The organism is uncultured Kordia sp., assembly GCF_947496985.1.
Lineage (GTDB): Bacteria > Bacteroidota > Bacteroidia > Flavobacteriales > Flavobacteriaceae > Kordia.
On sequence record NZ_CANMEZ010000005.1, the window covers coordinates 163,016 to 180,592 of the forward strand.

12 protein-coding genes are annotated in these 17,577 nt (G+C 33.1%); 10 read left to right on the forward strand and 2 right to left on the reverse strand.

Annotated features, from left to right (window positions below; genetic code table 11):
- Window positions 1–38: 38 nt before the first annotated feature.
- The 7 genes from rpsD (at window position 39) to eno (ending at window position 6,505) form a co-directional block, all read left to right on the forward strand.
- A complete protein-coding gene (rpsD, locus tag Q0828_RS14625) occupies window positions 39–644 on the forward strand; it encodes a 30S ribosomal protein S4 (protein ID WP_298422486.1) in 606 nt (201 codons plus the stop codon).
- 25 nt (window positions 645–669) lie between these two features.
- Entirely contained in the window at window positions 670–1,662 is a 993-nt protein-coding gene (locus Q0828_RS14630; RefSeq protein WP_298422488.1) for a DNA-directed RNA polymerase subunit alpha, read from the forward strand.
- Between the two features lie 65 nt (window positions 1,663–1,727).
- Window positions 1,728–2,198, forward strand: coding sequence for a 50S ribosomal protein L17 (rplQ, locus tag Q0828_RS14635; protein ID WP_298422490.1), 471 nt, complete (start codon window positions 1,728–1,730; stop codon window positions 2,196–2,198).
- A 167-nt stretch (window positions 2,199–2,365) separates the two neighbouring features.
- The gene (locus tag Q0828_RS14640; protein ID WP_298422492.1) at window positions 2,366–3,184 is read left to right on the forward strand and encodes an FkbM family methyltransferase; all 819 of its coding nucleotides are present in this window, start codon (window positions 2,366–2,368) and stop codon (window positions 3,182–3,184) included.
- 38 nt (window positions 3,185–3,222) lie between these two features.
- Entirely contained in the window at window positions 3,223–4,335 is a 1,113-nt protein-coding gene (carA, locus tag Q0828_RS14645) for a glutamine-hydrolyzing carbamoyl-phosphate synthase small subunit (protein ID WP_298422494.1), read from the forward strand.
- 19 nt (window positions 4,336–4,354) lie between these two features.
- Complete coding sequence (locus tag Q0828_RS14650) at window positions 4,355–4,972, forward strand: hypothetical protein (RefSeq protein WP_298422496.1); 618 nt, start codon at window positions 4,355–4,357, stop codon at window positions 4,970–4,972.
- 243 nt (window positions 4,973–5,215) lie between these two features.
- The gene (eno, locus tag Q0828_RS14655; protein WP_298422498.1) at window positions 5,216–6,505 is read left to right on the forward strand and encodes a phosphopyruvate hydratase; all 1,290 of its coding nucleotides are present in this window, start codon (window positions 5,216–5,218) and stop codon (window positions 6,503–6,505) included.
- A 69-nt stretch (window positions 6,506–6,574) separates the two neighbouring features.
- Here the strand turns inward: eno and Q0828_RS14660 are convergent, their stop codons facing one another.
- Window positions 6,575–6,829, reverse strand: coding sequence for a hypothetical protein (locus tag Q0828_RS14660; protein ID WP_298422500.1), 255 nt, complete (start codon window positions 6,827–6,829; stop codon window positions 6,575–6,577).
- A gap of 92 nt (window positions 6,830–6,921) precedes the next feature.
- Complete coding sequence (locus Q0828_RS14665; RefSeq protein WP_298422502.1) at window positions 6,922–8,115, reverse strand: hypothetical protein; 1,194 nt, start codon at window positions 8,113–8,115, stop codon at window positions 6,922–6,924.
- A 302-nt stretch (window positions 8,116–8,417) separates the two neighbouring features.
- Here Q0828_RS14665 and Q0828_RS14670 point away from each other — a divergent pair, with 302 nt between their 5' ends.
- The 3 genes from Q0828_RS14670 (at window position 8,418) to Q0828_RS14680 (ending at window position 17,491) form a co-directional block, all read left to right on the forward strand.
- Window positions 8,418–9,464, forward strand: a complete 1,047-nt coding sequence (locus Q0828_RS14670; protein ID WP_298422504.1) for a hypothetical protein — start codon at window positions 8,418–8,420, stop codon at window positions 9,462–9,464.
- A 13-nt stretch (window positions 9,465–9,477) separates the two neighbouring features.
- A complete protein-coding gene (locus Q0828_RS14675; protein ID WP_298422506.1) occupies window positions 9,478–10,005 on the forward strand; it encodes a hypothetical protein in 528 nt (175 codons plus the stop codon).
- 490 nt (window positions 10,006–10,495) lie between these two features.
- On the forward strand, window positions 10,496–17,491 hold the full coding sequence (locus tag Q0828_RS14680) for a hypothetical protein (RefSeq protein ID WP_298422508.1): 6,996 nt from the start codon (window positions 10,496–10,498) through the stop codon (window positions 17,489–17,491).
- Window positions 17,492–17,577: the final 86 nt, after the last annotated feature.

The window sequence follows — 17,577 nt, forward strand, 5'->3', positions numbered from 1 at the left end:
GCCTTAATTCATAATCACTCTCATAATAACTATTAGAAATGGCAAGATATACTGGTCCAAAAACTAAAATTGCTCGTAAATTCGGAGAAGCAATTTTCGGAGACGATAAATCTTTTGATAAAAGAAATTATCCTCCAGGTCAACACGGGAACAACAGACGTAGAGGAAAAAAATCTGAGTACGCAGTTCAGTTGATGGAAAAGCAAAAAGCAAAATACACTTACGGAATTCTTGAGCGTCAGTTCAGAAACTTGTTTGATAGAGCAAACAGAAGTAAAGGAATTACAGGTGAGGTATTATTACAATTATGTGAATCTCGTTTAGATAACGTAGTTTTCAGAATGGGAATCGCACCAACTAGAAGCGGAGCAAGACAATTAGTATCGCACCGTCACATCACAGTAAATGGAGAGAAAGTAAACATTCCTTCATACAGCTTAAAACCTGGTGATGTAGTAGGAGTTAGAGAAAAATCTAAATCCTTAGAAGTTGTTACAAGATCTCTAGCTAACGCTAGCCACGTATTTGAGTGGATTACATGGAATGGAGAAAAAGTGGAAGGTACGTTTGTTACTGCTCCAGAAAGACTTCAAATTCCTGAAAATATCAAAGAGCAGTTAATAGTAGAATTATATTCTAAATAATAAATAATCAGAAAGTATTCTTAATATGGCATTATTAAACTTCCAAAAGCCCGATAAAGTTATCATGATTGACTCATCTGAGTTCGATGGCAAATTTGAATTTCGTCCTTTAGAACCTGGATACGGGTTAACAATCGGGAACGCATTAAGAAGAGTACTTCTATCATCATTGGAAGGTTTTGCGATTACTTCTGTACGTATGGACAAAGTAGATCACGAATTTTCAACGATTTCTGGTGTTGTAGAAGATGTAACAGAAATTATTTTGAACTTAAAGCAAGTACGTTTTAAGAGACAAATAGATGATATTGATAACGAATCAGTATCAATCTCTGTTTCAGGAAAAGATCAACTTACCGCTGGTGATTTTCAAAAGTTTATTTCAGGTTTCCAAGTATTAAATCCAGATTTAGTTATCTGTAACATGGACGCTTCTGTAAACTTGAATATGGAAATTACTATTGAAAAAGGTAGAGGATATGTTCCAGCTGAAGAAAACAAAAAATCAAACGCTCCCTTAGGAACTATCTTTACAGATTCAATTTACACACCTGTAAAGAATGTAAAATACAGCATAGAAAACTATCGTGTTGAACAAAAAACTGATTACGAAAAATTAGTTTTTGAAATCATCACTGATGGATCTATTCATCCTAAAGAAGCTTTAACTGAAGCTGCAAAAACACTTATTCACCACTTCATGTTATTCTCTGATGAGCGTATCACTTTAGAAGCGGATGAAATTGCACAAACAGAAACATATGATGAGGAATCATTACATATGCGTCAATTGCTAAAAACAAAATTAGTAGACATGGACCTTTCTGTAAGAGCATTAAACTGTTTAAAAGCTGCAGAAGTAGATACATTAGGAGACTTAGTATCTTACAACAAAAACGATTTGATGAAATTTAGAAACTTCGGTAAAAAATCATTAACAGAGCTAGAAGAACTAGTAAATGTTAAAGGATTAAGTTTCGGAATGGACTTATCAAAATATAAATTAGATAAAGATTAATTCAATTCCACTATAATTTGCTCCTCAAACGAGTTGAAGCAAGATAGCGGTAAAAAACAAATGTCATGAGACACGGAAAGAAAGTAAATCACTTAGGTAGAAAAACAGCGCATAGAAAAGCGATGTTAGCAAATATGGCTTGTTCATTAATAGAACACAAGCGTATTAATACTACAGTAGCAAAAGCAAAAGCGTTAAAGCAATTTGTTGAGCCTTTAGTAACTAAGTCGAAAGACGATACTACTCACAATCGTCGTTTAGTATTTAGTAAACTAAGAAACAAATATGCAGTTACTGAATTATTCAGAGACGTTGCTGTAAAGGTTGCTGATAGACCAGGTGGTTACACAAGAATTATCAAATTAGGAAATCGTCTTGGTGATAATGCTCAAATGGCATTAATCGAGTTAGTAGACTACAATGAAACGTACAATACTGAGAAGAAAGCGAAAACTACAAGACGTAGTAGAAGAGGTGGTAAAAAAGCTGCAACTCCTGCTCCAGTAGAAACTAAAGCTTCTAACGAAGAAGAATAATGATATTCAATTCATTACATATAAAAGGATAAACTTTCTGAGTTTATCCTTTTTTTTATATTAACTAAACTCAAAATTTTGAGTTGAATTAATTTTGCTGAAAAGCACATCTCAAAAGTAACAGTTGAGAATTAAATTGATTTAAAATCAAAACGAATCACTAACAAATGATCAAACTTGTAAAATCATTAATTCCTAAAAAACTAAAGAAGTTTGTAAGGCGAAAAGTTTTAAAACAGAAATACGTTAACAAACCAGTTCATGCGACCTCTTTAATCAAGGATGAATTTACATTAGATGGAACCATAGCGTATAACAAATATGGTGGCTATTGTACTCCTTTTTCTGAACAGAAAGAATCTGTTGTTCAAAAAATACTCAAAGGAAATGTATACGAGCCAAATACAATTCAATACATAATTGATCATGCTGGCGAAGGTGATATAATTCAAGCCGGAGCCTATTTCGGTGACTTTCTTCCAGGAATAGCTAAAAATATTTATAAAAATGCGCAAGTATGGACATTTGAACCAAATGCTGAATACTATCGATGTGCCCAAATAACCATATTGCTTAATAATCTTAAAAATGTAAATCTGTTTCAAGTTGGACTTGGAGAAGTAAAATCTCAGTTAAAATTACAAATAGAAACAGTAGATGGAAGACGATTAGGTGGCGCAAGTAGAATAATTGATTCAGAAAATGGTAAATTTGTACCCATAACAATTGAAACATTAGACAATATGATTCCTGATGACAGAAATATATCAATACTTCAACTCGATTTAGAAGGATTCGAAATTCCTGCACTCAAAGGAGCCATCAATACCATAAAAAGGTGTAAGCCAATTTTAATATTAGAAATATTATCACACAATGATATTCTAACAAACAATTGGTTTCAAGAAAATATATTTTCTCTAGGGTATCAAATCTCAGGGAAAGTACACAACAACACAATAGTAACGATACAACACAATAATTAATTCATACAAACACACACAACTAAATTGTATAGCTAGATATGAAATACCAAACGCGACAAAAAGCAATATTACTACTAGAAGACGGGACAATCTTCCATGGAAAAGCAATTGGAAACTCTGGAACTGCATACGGAGAAGTATGTTTCAATACAGGAATGACAGGATATCAAGAAATCTTTACTGATCCTTCGTACTATGGACAATTAATGGTAACTGCAAATGTGCATATTGGAAACTATGGTACGGCTACAGCCGAAATGGAATCCGATGGTGTAAAAATTGCAGGACTTATTTGTAAAAACTTTAGTTATGATTACTCAAGAGATGCTGCGGACAGTTCTCTAAAAGAATTCTTAGACCAAAATAACTTATTTGCAATATCAGATGTAGATACAAGAGCTTTAGTAAGCTATATAAGAGATAATGGAGCTATGAATGCTGTTATTTCTACAAATGTTGATAAGATAGATGAACTAAAGACTTCACTTGCCAATGTGCCAAGTATGGCTGGATTAGAATTGGCTTCAAAGGTATCTACGAAAGAACCATATGTTTATGGAGATGAAAATGCTTCTATAAAAATTGCAGCATTAGATATTGGTGTAAAAAAGAACATTCTTAGAAACCTCGCAAAACGTGATGCATGTATTAAAGTATTTCCATACAATGCAACCTTTGAAGAAATGAGTGTATGGAATCCTGATGGATACTTCTTGTCAAATGGACCTGGAGATCCAGAACCTTTAAATGATGCTATCACATTCGCAAAAGAAGTAATCAAACACGATTTACCATTATTCGGAATCTGTTTAGGACATCAAGTAATTGCCTTAGCAAACGGAATCTCTACCTATAAAATGCACAACGGTCACAGAGGAATTAATCATCCTGTAAAGAACATGTTGACAGGGAAAGGTGAAATTACTTCACAGAACCATGGTTTTGCAATCAATAGAGAAGAAACAGAAGCAAATGTAAATGTAGAAATTACACACGTACACTTAAATGACAATACGGTAGCAGGAATTCGTATCAAAGACAAAAACTGTTTCTCTGTACAATACCATCCAGAAGCAAGTCCTGGACCACACGATGGAGAATACTTATTTGATCAATTCATTGAAAACATTCAAAAAGTAAAAACGGTTTAATTTAGATCAAACACAAGAGATGAAAAAAATCAGCATACTATTAGTGGCTTTTATGCTTGTTATTTCATGTAAAAATGATGCGAAATCTGAAAAGTCAACGACTAAAACAGAAAAAACAACAACAGAAACAGCAAAACCGAAAGATACCAAGCTGTCAGTTGACAAGGAACAATTCCTATCAACAACAATTGCCTATTTCAAAAACTGTAAAGCAAATTCAACAAGCAGAAATGATTGTCGAAATAGTATTACAAAAATGATTTCTGAATTTTATAATATTGGTGATTTCAAAAATGCGAATGGTGATTATGTAGTATATGATAGTATTCAATCTATTGTGAAAAAATCAGAAAATTGGATACAACTTGGAAAAGCAAACGATCAAGAAGCATTAAACAAAGCGCAAGAAGCAGCAAACAATGGAAATGCTACAATAGCTATTGATGTTTCTGAAACGTACGGGCAAGTAGCAATGATTACGCCAGGAAAACTGACAACTTCTGGTTCGTGGAAACTAAAAGTTCCTAATACAACGGCTTTGGTAAACTATGATGCTTCCAAATCATTTATGAACAAATCATTGGCTTATGCATTCAAATCCACAGAAAATATTGTGTTATTTAGCAAATCACATTAAAATAAGTTCATGAAGTTTAGGCAAGAAATTCAATATAAATATGGAATCAAGCCTTAAAACACTATAAATCTCGATTATCGAGTAAAAAATAGTTGCATTATTTTTCATAGAAAACGTTTTCGCGTTTTATAAAAAGAATCAAAAAACCCACATTGCTGACATATCCGTAAAAGCGATGTACAACCATAAAAAACTAGTGTTAGTTTCGTAAATTAGCCTAGAAGAAATAAAAGAAAAAAGACAATGAGCAGAATCATTAACATTCACGCAAGACAAATTTTAGACTCAAGAGGAAATCCAACTGTTGAAGTAGATGTAGTAACTGAAAATGGAATATTAGGAAGAGCCGCAGTGCCTTCAGGAGCATCAACAGGAGAACACGAAGCAGTAGAATTAAGAGATGGCGGAGACGCTTACATGGGAAAAGGTGTTAGTAAGGCTGTTCAAAATGTAAATACAACCATTGCAGAAGCGCTTATAGGAACTTCTGTGTTTGAGCAAAATCATATCGACAAAGCAATGATCGATTTAGATGGAACGCCAAACAAAGGAAACTTAGGAGCCAATGCAATCTTAGGAGTTTCATTAGCTGCTGCAAAAGCTGCTGCAAACGAACTTGGAATGCCTTTATACAGATATGTAGGAGGAGTTTCTGCAAATACACTTCCTGTTCCAATGATGAACATTATCAATGGAGGTTCGCACTCTGATGCACCTATAGCGTTCCAAGAATTCATGGTAATGCCTGTAAAAGCAAAAAACTTTACACATGCTATGCAAATGGGAACTGAAATTTTTCACCATTTAAAAAAGGTGTTACATGACAGAGGTTTAAGTACAGCTGTAGGAGACGAAGGAGGTTTTGCGCCAACTTTAGATGGAACAGAAGATGCTTTAGATACAATTTCTTTAGCTGTTGCAAATGCAGGGTATAAACTTGGTGATGAAATTATGATTGCGTTGGATTGTGCTGCTGCAGAATTTTACGTAGACGGAAAATATGACTACGCTAAATTTGAAGGAGAAACAGGAAAAGTAAGAACGTCAAAAGAACAAGCAGATTACTTAGCTGAATTAGCGGCAAATTATCCAATCATTTCTATAGAAGATGGAATGGACGAAAACGATTGGGAAGGTTGGAAATACCTAACTGAAAAAATCGGAGACAAAGTACAATTAGTTGGAGACGATTTATTTGTAACCAACGTAGAACGTTTATCAAGAGGAATTGAAAACAATACGGCAAACTCTATCCTAATCAAAGTAAACCAAATTGGTACCTTAACGGAAACAATTGCAGCGGTAAACATGGCGCACAATGCTGGATATACATCTGTAATGTCACACAGATCAGGAGAAACTGAAGACAATACAATTGCTGATTTAGCAGTTGCATTAAACACAGGTCAAATCAAAACAGGTTCAGCTTCCCGTTCAGACAGAATGGCAAAATACAACCAATTATTACGCATTGAAGAAGAGCTAGGAGAAGTTGCTTACTATCCACAAGACAAAGCATTCAAAATAAAATAACACACTATAACTACTAACAACACAGTTAAAGTGAAAAGGTTGAATTCTTAGAATTCAACCTTTTTTATTTTATACGCAAGTATTACAAGTTAAATCATCGCAAAGAGTTCTAACACATGTGCCAAATTCTGTAAGTTGAGGTGGACAATCGTTACAACTCACATGTGGACAATATGAAAATACACGTGTATACTTCGTAGTAATGTCAATAATGGTATCAATAATTGTTCCCACATCAATAGAAGCATTGCCTCCTAGGGTTTTGTTCAAATTACTAACGGATTGTTTGCGTAATACTAAGTTTTTTAAATTCTTTTTCTTCATAATGTAAAATATATTGGTTTACAGTAAGTTATGAAAAAAAAGAATGATTGAATTATGGTTTTACCGTAATTAATGTTCTGTGAATCAGGTTGCTAACCTACACTGCTTACCAATCCAATGATCTCTTGTACGCCACTTCCAATCACAGGAGCAAGCATTGTTAATATCACTTTTAAATAACTGATAAAGCTCTTTTGTTCCTTCAAATCATCTTTCACAGTATCAGAAACAGTTGCGTTTTCGTTAATTTTTTGTTTGATGTAATTTAAATTAGAATGTATTCCTAAATAAATCAAAACCAAGAAAAATGTATGAATCAATCCGTTACTGTAAGCAAACTCTGTAGGATACAAATTTGGTGAAACTGTCGTTAAAGAATTCAAAGTCCGTAACAAAGTATCTGTACAAAAAATAGTAAACGCTAAAAACAAAGCAATAATAATAAAATACTTTTCTAAAGCATCGCGATACGGTTTAAATTTTAATATAAGTGTATCAAAATCATTTGCAAACAAATAGGAAATCTTTGAATTAATCATCAATACCAAAACCATCCAAAAAATAACGCCAAAAAATGGTAAGGTAGCGCCAGTAAATAAGGTTGCTTTGCTATACCCGAAACCAAAATTGGAAATCATATCTGTAGGTTTAAACAGTAAATTGGAATGATTTAGCTTATAAAAAAATAACGGTAGAATCAATAAAATAGCAATCAAAAGTGAAATTCCAACATTTCCCCAAACAACACTTTTGGACATTCGTTTGGCATAATAACGAATTCCGATATAGAAATAAGGAATAAAAAACATGGAAAATCCAATTGCAAGTGAAATAAACAAAATCCATAAGGAAACCTTTGGGTGTTTATTTAAAAAGTATGGAACAGAAACAGGTTGATTGCCTAATAACTTAGCGTATCGAATATCTGTACTAGAACCTGCTTTTTGTAAAACGTTATTATCATTATGACAAATCATTTTAGTTGTCAAAACTTCTGATTGTCTATGGAATTTCTTAGAGCAATTTGTGTGTTGAATAGTATTGCTAATCAAAATATCAGCATTAATACTTTCTAAATCTTTCTGAAATGTATTATAAACTTTGTCAAGTGCTTTTTGTGTGTAAATCGTATCTAACTGTACAGTTTTTAACTTTTCGGGTGATTCAAAATACTCGTAATCGGGTGTAATTTGAGCATAAAAAAACATAGCAGAAACTACATGTCCTAAAATTCCAAGAATAATCGAAAACAAAATTCCACGTTCGTGTGCAGGTCTATTTGACATAAAAAGAAAGATAATCGTATAGTTAATTACTCACAATATACTAAATAACTAGAATTCTTAGAAAATCGTTGAAAATAAAAATGCATGAACTGAAAATTCCTTTTCTTTTATTTTTGCTTGATACATTGAGTGCTGTCGAAATGTAAGGAAAGCAAAAAAACGAAAGTCAAAGATAAAAAGAGTTTCTTTAGTTTGATCTAAGTTGTTAAATTGAGTTTCTATAAAACGAATAGTATAAAATATAAAAATCAGCAATTCATCGTATTTTCAAGATTCAAAAAAGATAGTATCTTTAGCGTATCATGACAGAAGATAAAAAACCTCACGGATGCGTCGTTGCCATACAAAAACTCTTTTCGGGTTGTTTGGCATTAATAGCTACAGGTTTTTTAGGAATAGTGTTATTTTTTCTAGCAACTGAAGTCAAAATAGAAGGTATGTCATTGCTAGTTATTTCAGTTTGTGGATTCTTCATATTACGATATCTCTGGAAAAAAGTAGTACGAAAAAGCAGTTCCAATACGGATGCTTTTAAAAATATCTTATTCAATATTCTAAGAACCGTTGGAATTATCATACTATTTTCTGTCATCATGGCAATTCTAATGAAAAATGCGGGCTATGTTATAGAAGAAGAAAATACAATCGTAAAAGAAGAAACGAAGAAGACGGAAGTTATTACCACAACAGAAGGCGACAAAACAGTTGAATATATTGTAAACAATCTGCGTTGGAAAGATTTTGATGGCGATCGTTATCGGATGAACTTCAAAATAGAAAAAGCCAATGTGCCAAAATCTAAAAAAAATCGCCAAAGTTTCAAATACACACGCAGTTTTACTTGGGGGAATTTCTACAAACACATGGCAAATCATGATGCGCCATTGTTAGAACATTTGTACACATCGTTCAGTAAAATTCAGAAAGAAAAAAAGATGAATCGTAAAAAGTTTGCCGAATTCATCATTACTAGTGTACAAAACATACAGTACAACTATATAAAATCAACACCATGTAATGGAAATGAAGACTATCCATGTGTTGGAAATGTACGATTAGGAATCTTTGCTCCTGTAGAATTTGGAGCCAATCTTACGGGTGATTGTGACTCGCGTACGGTATTATTATTTGTATTATTGTCAAAATTTAATTACGATGTAGCTATTCTCAACAGTGATCAATACAAACATTCTGTATTAGGAATCAGTGTCCCCGCAAGAGGAAAATACAAAACATACAACAGAAAAAAATATTATTTCGTAGAAACCACTGCCAAAGGTTGTCCTATTGGATATTTGCCCAAAGACGTATCAAGCTTACGCTATTGGGACTTTGTGTTAGTCAACTAAAAAAAGAAATCACATGAATACAGAATTATTCTATCTCGCACTAAGTCAAATGGTATTATCCATTGTACTTGCTATTGTCATATTCTTCATCTCATACAAAGTACTCATCAAAATATTTAACCTCAAAGAAGAAAATCTAAACGATTCTAATTTGGCGTTAAGTATCTTTTTCTCAGGAATCATTTTTAGTACAGGATATTTGTTAAGTGGTATTATTCCATCAATTATCAGTGCTATAGAAATGTTTAAAATTCATGCGAAAGAAAATTTATTTGTAGAAATTCTTAAATACTCTTCATTATCATTATTTATAGGTTTTTTATTAGCAGGATTAATTCATTTCAGTTCGTTCATGTTAGCAAAATCACTCACGAAACATGTGGACGAAGTAGGAGAGTTGAAAAAAAATAATTTAGCTGTCGCGATATTACTTACTACAATACTAATTTCCATTACAATCATTTCAAGAGATAGCTTAGTATTTTTAATAGAACTATTTTTACCACAACCAGTTGTTACAGAGTATACAGGAATAATGTAAAAGCATCTTGGTTAAGGTTATTCTTAAAAAGTGAAAAGACGTGTAATCTTTCAAAGTTATAAGTTTGAAAAACAAAAAGAATCTCCAGTACTGTCAAAGTAGTGGAGATTCTTTTTAGTACTAATCGTTTTTTATAAATCACGATTGAATTTCCTAAAGTATAGTTGCATGTTTGAAGTATATTTAAGTATTTTCGTAAAAGCAATTTCCCTGCAAATCAATACAACCTATTAATCGATCATTCATTAAAGAATAAACAAAGAAAGTTATCATGTGATAGCATATTAAATGCTGCTTTGGTTCGTTTTTACAAAACTTAAATTAAACTTGATTTCAAGTATTTTTTGTGGAGTTCAGACCTGAAGTATGTCAAAACATATTGCTAATTGTAAAAATATTCTTTAAAAAAAATGAAATTTTAGGTTACGAAGACTAAAAATTGACATATAAATTGAAGGCCATACAAAACATTCTTAATTGATTTAAAGATATGAAACTGAAATTACTATTTACGTTACTGATTTTTACAAACATTCTTTGGATAAATCCAGTAGAAGCACAACCTGCAAATGACAATTTTTCAAATGCAATTCCAATAAGTTGTGGAAACAATTACACATCATCTACAGCAGAGGCAACGTTAGACGAAGACAATGCACCAGATTCTACAACTCCAGCTGTTGATTTGGATGCACCAAATATTTGGTATTCGTACACAGGTAATGGAACTCCAGAAATAATTACGTTAGATTTATGTGCTTCGGGTTATGATACTTCATATTTAGTGTATGCAGGAGTATCAGGAAACTTAAATTTAGTTGCTGCAAATGATGACAATGAAACTCAATGTGGACCAGGATACCGCTCATACGGAACATTTCAATCTGACGGATTAACAACTTATTATATAACAATTACGGGTTATGGACCATCGGATATTGGTGCGGTAGATCTGAATATTTCTTGTCAAGAAGTAGTTCCTACACCAAACACAATTGCATCGGCTATACCAATTGTACCATCACCAGCAGGAACAGGCTGTGCCAATGGGTACACATTTGATCTCGATTTTACAGCAGCAACTGGCACAACAGATAGTGGCTTAGGCGGATGTCTAAATGGTGACTTTGAAGGAATAGATCAATTCTTTACCTGGACAGCTACAACAAATGGGTTAAAATACAGTACACCTTCTTTTGTGGGACGTGCAGGAATGATTATTAGAAATGCATCAACTCAAGAAATTATTGATTGTTCGAAAGCACTAGATAATAACGATGGAATTTTTACAGGATGGAATGTAGGAGACAATCTAATCATTCAAATATATAAATCAGAAGGCTTTTCAGGGATTGAAAATGCACGATTCTGTTTAGAAGAAAAAGGAATTTCTCCTCCAAACAATGATTTTCCTACAGGAGCTTTTCCAATAACACCAGGTTTGCCAGGAAGTGATTGTTCAATAACAATGGATAACCAAACCCTCTTTTTAAATACAAACGATTATACTACAACTGACAGTGGAATGGATAATTGTGTAGGTGAAAATACTGGTGTAGATCAATTTTTTACATGGACAGCAACTTCTGGTGGTTTACTTTGGGGACAAAATCCAGATAATATAGGAATCTCAGTTCGCAGTACTACAGGTGTAGAGTATGGATGCATTGTAACAAATCAAGGAGATCCTGTAAAACTTAGTGGTTGGGAAATAGGAGAAGATTTAATTATTCAACTATTTAACTATGAGAATTATCACTATGATTCACTTACATTTTGTTTGAGAGAATACGAAACGCCAACTAATAATATAATCTCAGGAGCAATTCCAATTGTTCCCACAAGTCTTCAAGATAATTGCGATGAAAGAGCACTATTGTTTAGCTCAGACGGAACCACAGATAGTGGACTTGATGGAACGTGTAATGGTGAAAATACAGGATACGACCAATTTTTTACATGGACAGCAACCACAAATGCATTAGCATGGACTGGACTCTCAGAAAACCCCGGAATCATTATAAGAGATGCGCAAGGAAATGAAATTACTTGTGCAGATACAATTGCTGCTGACAATACTATCCTATCAGGATGGGAAGTAGGTGACGAGTTAATAATTCAAATTTATGATTGGGTATTTATAATTAATTCTGGTACGGCTGCAGGTAATGTAGAAGACTCATATAGAGATGTTTCGTTTTGTTTACAAGAGCATGTAATACAGCCTCCAGCTTTAACTCATGTGCCAGATGATAATTTTGAGCAAGCCTTGATCGATTTAGGCTACGATGATATTTTAGATGATTATGTACTTACAGGAAATATAAATACAATTACAATCCTAGATGTTTCAGATAAAAATATTGCTGACCTAACTGGTATTGAAGATTTTACAAGTTTAGAAGAGCTTGACTGTCAGGCAAATGGTTTAACCTCGTTAAATGTATCTCAAAATTTAGCGCTAAAGGAATTAAGATGTGGAAATGGCCCAGCTGTTGTTGATAATCCCAATCAGATAACAAGCTTGGATGTATCTCAAAATATAAATCTTGAAATTTTACACTGTGATAATAATCCTTTAAATACTTTAGATGTATCTCTAAATACAAATTTAGTTACCTTAGATTGTCTCAGAACAGGTATAACGGATTTGGATGTGTCTTTAAACACAAATTTAGAATCTTTAACATGTGGTTATAATAACCTTACGAGTTTAGACATTAGCCAGAATACACTTTTAAGATTTCTATATGTTATCAACAGTCAATTAACAACATTAAATGTTTCTAATAATCAGCAGTTACAATATTTGTATGCAGGAAGTAACCCATTAACTTCTATAGATGTTTCTGTAAATACTGGTTTAACTTTTTTATGGGTTGATAATACACAGCTTACTAATTTAAATTTATCGAATAATCCTTTAATGGAGAGATTGTTTAGCTCAGGTATTTCAGAACTTACGAGTTTAAATATAGCTAATGGGACAAATGAAAGTATTATTACTTTTAGAGCTTTCAATAATCCAAATTTAGCCTGTATACAAGTAGATGATCCAGTCTATAGTACAGCTAATTGGACTAGTATAGGTTCTGGCACAAGTTTTAGTGCCGATTGTAATTACTCTGTAAATGATGAATGTGTAGATGCAATAAACATTCCTATTAGTGATGCTTCTTGTGGGAATGCAATCACAGGAACAATGCAATATGCTACCGATTCAAATTCACTGCATTGTTTTGGTAATGATGCTAACTTCTCAGATGTATGGTTCAGTTTTGTAGCAACAGAGGAAACACATCAGATTACATTACAAAACTTAACAGGAACTCCAAATTTTTTATGGCACTCAGTTATAGATGCACAAACATATAACTGTAGTAATATCACAGATGCGATTCTATGTAATGATGGACTCTCAGGTGATGCAACCGGATTAACAATAGGAAATACATACTACATACAAGTATATTCGCATGAAGCAAATGCAAATACAACGTTTGATATTTGTGTAGCATCATTGACAATTCCAGGACAAACGTATGTGCCAGACGATAATTTTGAACAAGCACTTATTGATCTTGGATACGATATAACCTTAGACAATTATGTAACAACAACCAATATTTCTGGTATTGAAAACCTAGATGTAATAAGCCAAAACATTTCTGACTTAACAGGAATTGAAGACTTTGCGGCGTTGAAAGATTTAAGATGTGGAAACAACAATATAGCAAACTTAGATATCTCGCAAAATGTACTACTTACGCATGTTCATGCCAATGACAATGCACTAACAAACTTTGATTTAACACAAAATACAGCGTTGGAGCAAGTATTCATATCAGGGAATCAATTAACGGATATTGATGTATCTCAAAATGCAGCATTAGTAGATTTAGGAATTTTTACGAATCCGCAATTATCAAGCATTGATGTATCTGCAAACCCAAACTTAAAAACACTAAACATAAGTTATACACTAATTTCAGATATTGACGTTTCAAATAATTTAGCTTTAGAACGATTATCGTTTGTAAATTGTCCTATTACTGAAATTGATGTAACTGCTAATTTAGAATTAAGACAGTTAAGTACTTCACAGAGTTTGGTTACAAGCGTTGATGTATCAGGAAATCCATTTTTTGAATGGATATCTTGCAGAAATAGTCCATTGCTTACAAAACTAAACATGCAAAATGGAAACAATATGAATGTTGTTTTCTTTCTAGCTACAGATACACCAAACCTAACATGTATACAAGTAGATGATGCAGCATACAGTACTGCCAATTGGACTAATATTACTACAGGTACAAGTTTTAGTACGGATTGTGGTTATTCTGAAAATGATGAATGTGTAGAAGCTATTGCTATTCCAATAAGTGATGCTACATGTAACAGTGTAATATCAGCGACAATGGTTGGTGCAACTAATTCTAATTCGCTACAGTGTTTTGGAAATAATGCAAACTTTGCTGATGTGTGGTTTAGCTTTGTAGCCACCGAAACAACACATGAAATTACATTACAAAATCTAACTGGTTCGCCAAACTTTCTTTGGCATGCCTTAATTGATGCACAAACATATACCTGCGGAAATATTACAGACGCTATTTATTGTACAGATGGATTAGAAAATACTGCGACCGGATTAACAGTAGGAGATACATATTACATACAGGTATACTCGCATGTAGCAAATGCAAATACTACATTTGACATCTGTGTTTCTACAAATACAATTCCAGGACAAACCTATGTGCCAGATGATAATTTTGAACAAGCACTAATTGATTTTGGATATGACATCGTATTAGACGATTATGTAACTACAACAAATATCAATATGGTTACATCTTTAGATATCTCTAATAAAAACATCTCCGACTTAACAGGTATTGAGGGATTTGCGGTATTAGAAATATTGAATGCTACTAGTAATACTATTTCAACAGCTAACCTTGGTCAGAATTCTCAATTACAATTAGTACTCCTGCAAGACAACAATCTAACCGAGTTAGACATTACACAAAATTCGCTTCTTGAAAATATAACTTTAGAAGAAAACTCACTTACAACAATAGATGTTACGCAAAATCTGCTTTTAGAATATTTAAACATTACAGACAATGCAATTTCGTCGGTAAATGTGACTCAAAATTCAGCACTGATAAGTTTAGATGCAAAAAACAATATGCTTAACAATATTGATGTTTCTCAAAATCCAGCATTAGCATTTTTGACAATAGATGATAACAGCATTTCGTCACTAGATGTTACCAATAACCCAATACTAAGATCTCTATCTACTACAAACAACTCATTAAGCGAAATTGATTTAAGTCAAAATCCAGCATTGGTATTTGCATATTTTGGATACAATCAATTACCTAGTATTGATGTATCTCAAAATCCAATACTAGAAGTATTAAATATTGAAGGAAATACTCAAATTTCAAGTGTAGATGTAGCTGTAAATGCAGAGTTAAAAACTCTAAGAATTGGTTTTACGCAAATCTCAGGAGTGAATGTTTCAAATAATTTGAACTTGGAAAATCTCTCCATATTAAGTTGCCCTATAACAGTAATTGATGTTACTGCAAATGTGGCATTAAGATCATTAGGTGTAATAGGAAGCCAAATATCAAACATCGATGTGTCTCAAAACCCAGCATTTGTAAGCTTGTTCTGTAGTAATACGAGTACGCTTAATACTATAAATATTCAAAACGGGAACAATACCAATGTTACCACCTTTATTGCAAATAATACACCAAATCTAACCTGTGTTCAAGTAGATAATGTTGCGTACAGTACTACCAATTGGACTAATGTAGATGTTGGAATAAACTTCAGTACAACTTGTGGCTTTCCAGTAAACAATACTTGTGTAAATGCTGTTGCGGTACCAATCAGCAATGCTACATGCAATATGACAGTTACAGGAACATTAGTGGAAGCAACAAACTCTAATGGATTTAATTGTTTTGGAAGTACTGAGTTTTCGGATGTGTGGTTTAGTTTTATTGCCACAGAAACGATGCATAATATCAAAATATTAAACACTTCAGGAGCTAATGCAAGAGTATTTCATGCAGTCATTGATGCACAAACCTATACTTGCGGGAACATCACAGATGCAATCTATTGTACAGATGCTGATGAAGGTCAGGCAACTAATTTAACAATTGGGAATACGTACTTTGTACAAGTATATACAGATGTAGTAAATTCAACAGAAACCTTTGATATTTGTATATCTACAAACTCAATTCCAGGACGAACTTTCGTGCCAGATAATAACTTTGAGCAAGCCCTAATTGATTTAGGTTTAGATGATGTATTAGACGATTACGTAACAACGGCAAACATCAATACGGTAAATGATTTAAACATTCGTAACCTTAGTATTTTTGACCTTACTGGAATAGAAGACTTTGCAGGATTAGAAATCTTAAACTGCGGATTAAACTCTTTGGGTGAGTTAGACTTAAGCAATAACACCAATCTAAACTATCTAATTGCGGATAATGCTGGGTTAGTAGCACTAAATGTGCAAAACGGAAACAATGCAAATGTTACAACGTTTATAACACTTGGTAACGTCGACTTATTCTGTATTCAGGTAGATGATGCTACGTACAGTACAGAGAATTGGACAATTATAGAATCAACAACAAGTTTCAGCGAATTCTGTGGAGCTGCAATTCAAGTGGCTGCAAAAGTATATTTACAAGGAGCTATGCTCAACAATACAGACGGTTTTATGCGTACAGATTTAAAAGATAACAATCTTGTTTCCGATGCAAGTAGTCCATATGCAGACGGAATTGCAGCAAGTGATAATGTGTTTTTTGCTTTAGAACAAGATAAAATAGTGGATTGGGTTTGGGTAGAGCTCAGAGATGCTAACGACGCTACAATCATCATTGATGGAAAATCAGCTATGTTACAACGAGATGGCGATATTGTAGCTGCTGAAGGTGATGCTACAACTCCTGTAAGCTTCAATCAAGCATCAGGAAATTATTATGTAGTCATAAAACACAGAAACCACTTAGGAATTATGTCAAATACTGCAATTTCGTTATCAAGTTCTGCTACTATTGTCGATTTCACTGATCGTAACAATCAAATAACTTATGGCGCAAATGCACAAACGAACTTTGGTATGCCAGCTGATGTAGTAGGAATGTGGACAGGAAATGTAAATGGAGATACGGTTATTCAATACTCTGGAACGACGCCAGATGCACCAGCTATTCTCTCAAAAGTATTAAACGATCCTGGAAACTTTCTAAACTTCCCAACTTATGTTGTAATTGAGTATGATAGTAATGATATTAATATGGATGGTACCACTCAATATACGGGTACAAATCCGGACACACCATTTATATTACAAAATATATTAACACATCCAGGGAACTTTTTAAACTTTAGCACCTATCAAATCACAGAAAAATTACCTGAAAATGAATAGAAAAAAATAACATAAATTCAAGATTCAAAAGCGATTATTTAATTCATAAATAATCGCTTTTTTTTAATATAAATTTTGATGATATC

Excerpts from the sequence above, each read along its gene's own strand:
- rplQ (WP_298422490.1), top strand. The coding sequence starts at position 1,728 with ATGAGACACGGAAAGAAAGTAAATCACTTAGGTAGAAAAACAGCGCAT.
- carA (WP_298422494.1), top strand. The coding sequence starts at position 3,223 with ATGAAATACCAAACGCGACAAAAAGCAATATTACTACTAGAAGACGGG.
- Q0828_RS14640 (WP_298422492.1), top strand. The coding sequence starts at position 2,366 with ATGATCAAACTTGTAAAATCATTAATTCCTAAAAAACTAAAGAAGTTT.
- Q0828_RS14650 (WP_298422496.1), top strand. The coding sequence starts at position 4,355 with ATGAAAAAAATCAGCATACTATTAGTGGCTTTTATGCTTGTTATTTCA.
- eno (WP_298422498.1), top strand. The coding sequence starts at position 5,216 with ATGAGCAGAATCATTAACATTCACGCAAGACAAATTTTAGACTCAAGA.
- Q0828_RS14665 (WP_298422502.1), bottom strand. The coding sequence starts at position 8,115 with ATGTCAAATAGACCTGCACACGAACGTGGAATTTTGTTTTCGATTATT.
- Q0828_RS14675 (WP_298422506.1), top strand. The coding sequence starts at position 9,478 with ATGAATACAGAATTATTCTATCTCGCACTAAGTCAAATGGTATTATCC.
- Q0828_RS14630 (WP_298422488.1), top strand. The coding sequence starts at position 670 with ATGGCATTATTAAACTTCCAAAAGCCCGATAAAGTTATCATGATTGAC.
- Q0828_RS14670 (WP_298422504.1), top strand. The coding sequence starts at position 8,418 with ATGACAGAAGATAAAAAACCTCACGGATGCGTCGTTGCCATACAAAAA.
- Q0828_RS14680 (WP_298422508.1), top strand. The coding sequence starts at position 10,496 with ATGAAACTGAAATTACTATTTACGTTACTGATTTTTACAAACATTCTT.
- rpsD (WP_298422486.1), top strand. The coding sequence starts at position 39 with ATGGCAAGATATACTGGTCCAAAAACTAAAATTGCTCGTAAATTCGGA.
- Q0828_RS14660 (WP_298422500.1), bottom strand. The coding sequence starts at position 6,829 with ATGAAGAAAAAGAATTTAAAAAACTTAGTATTACGCAAACAATCCGTT.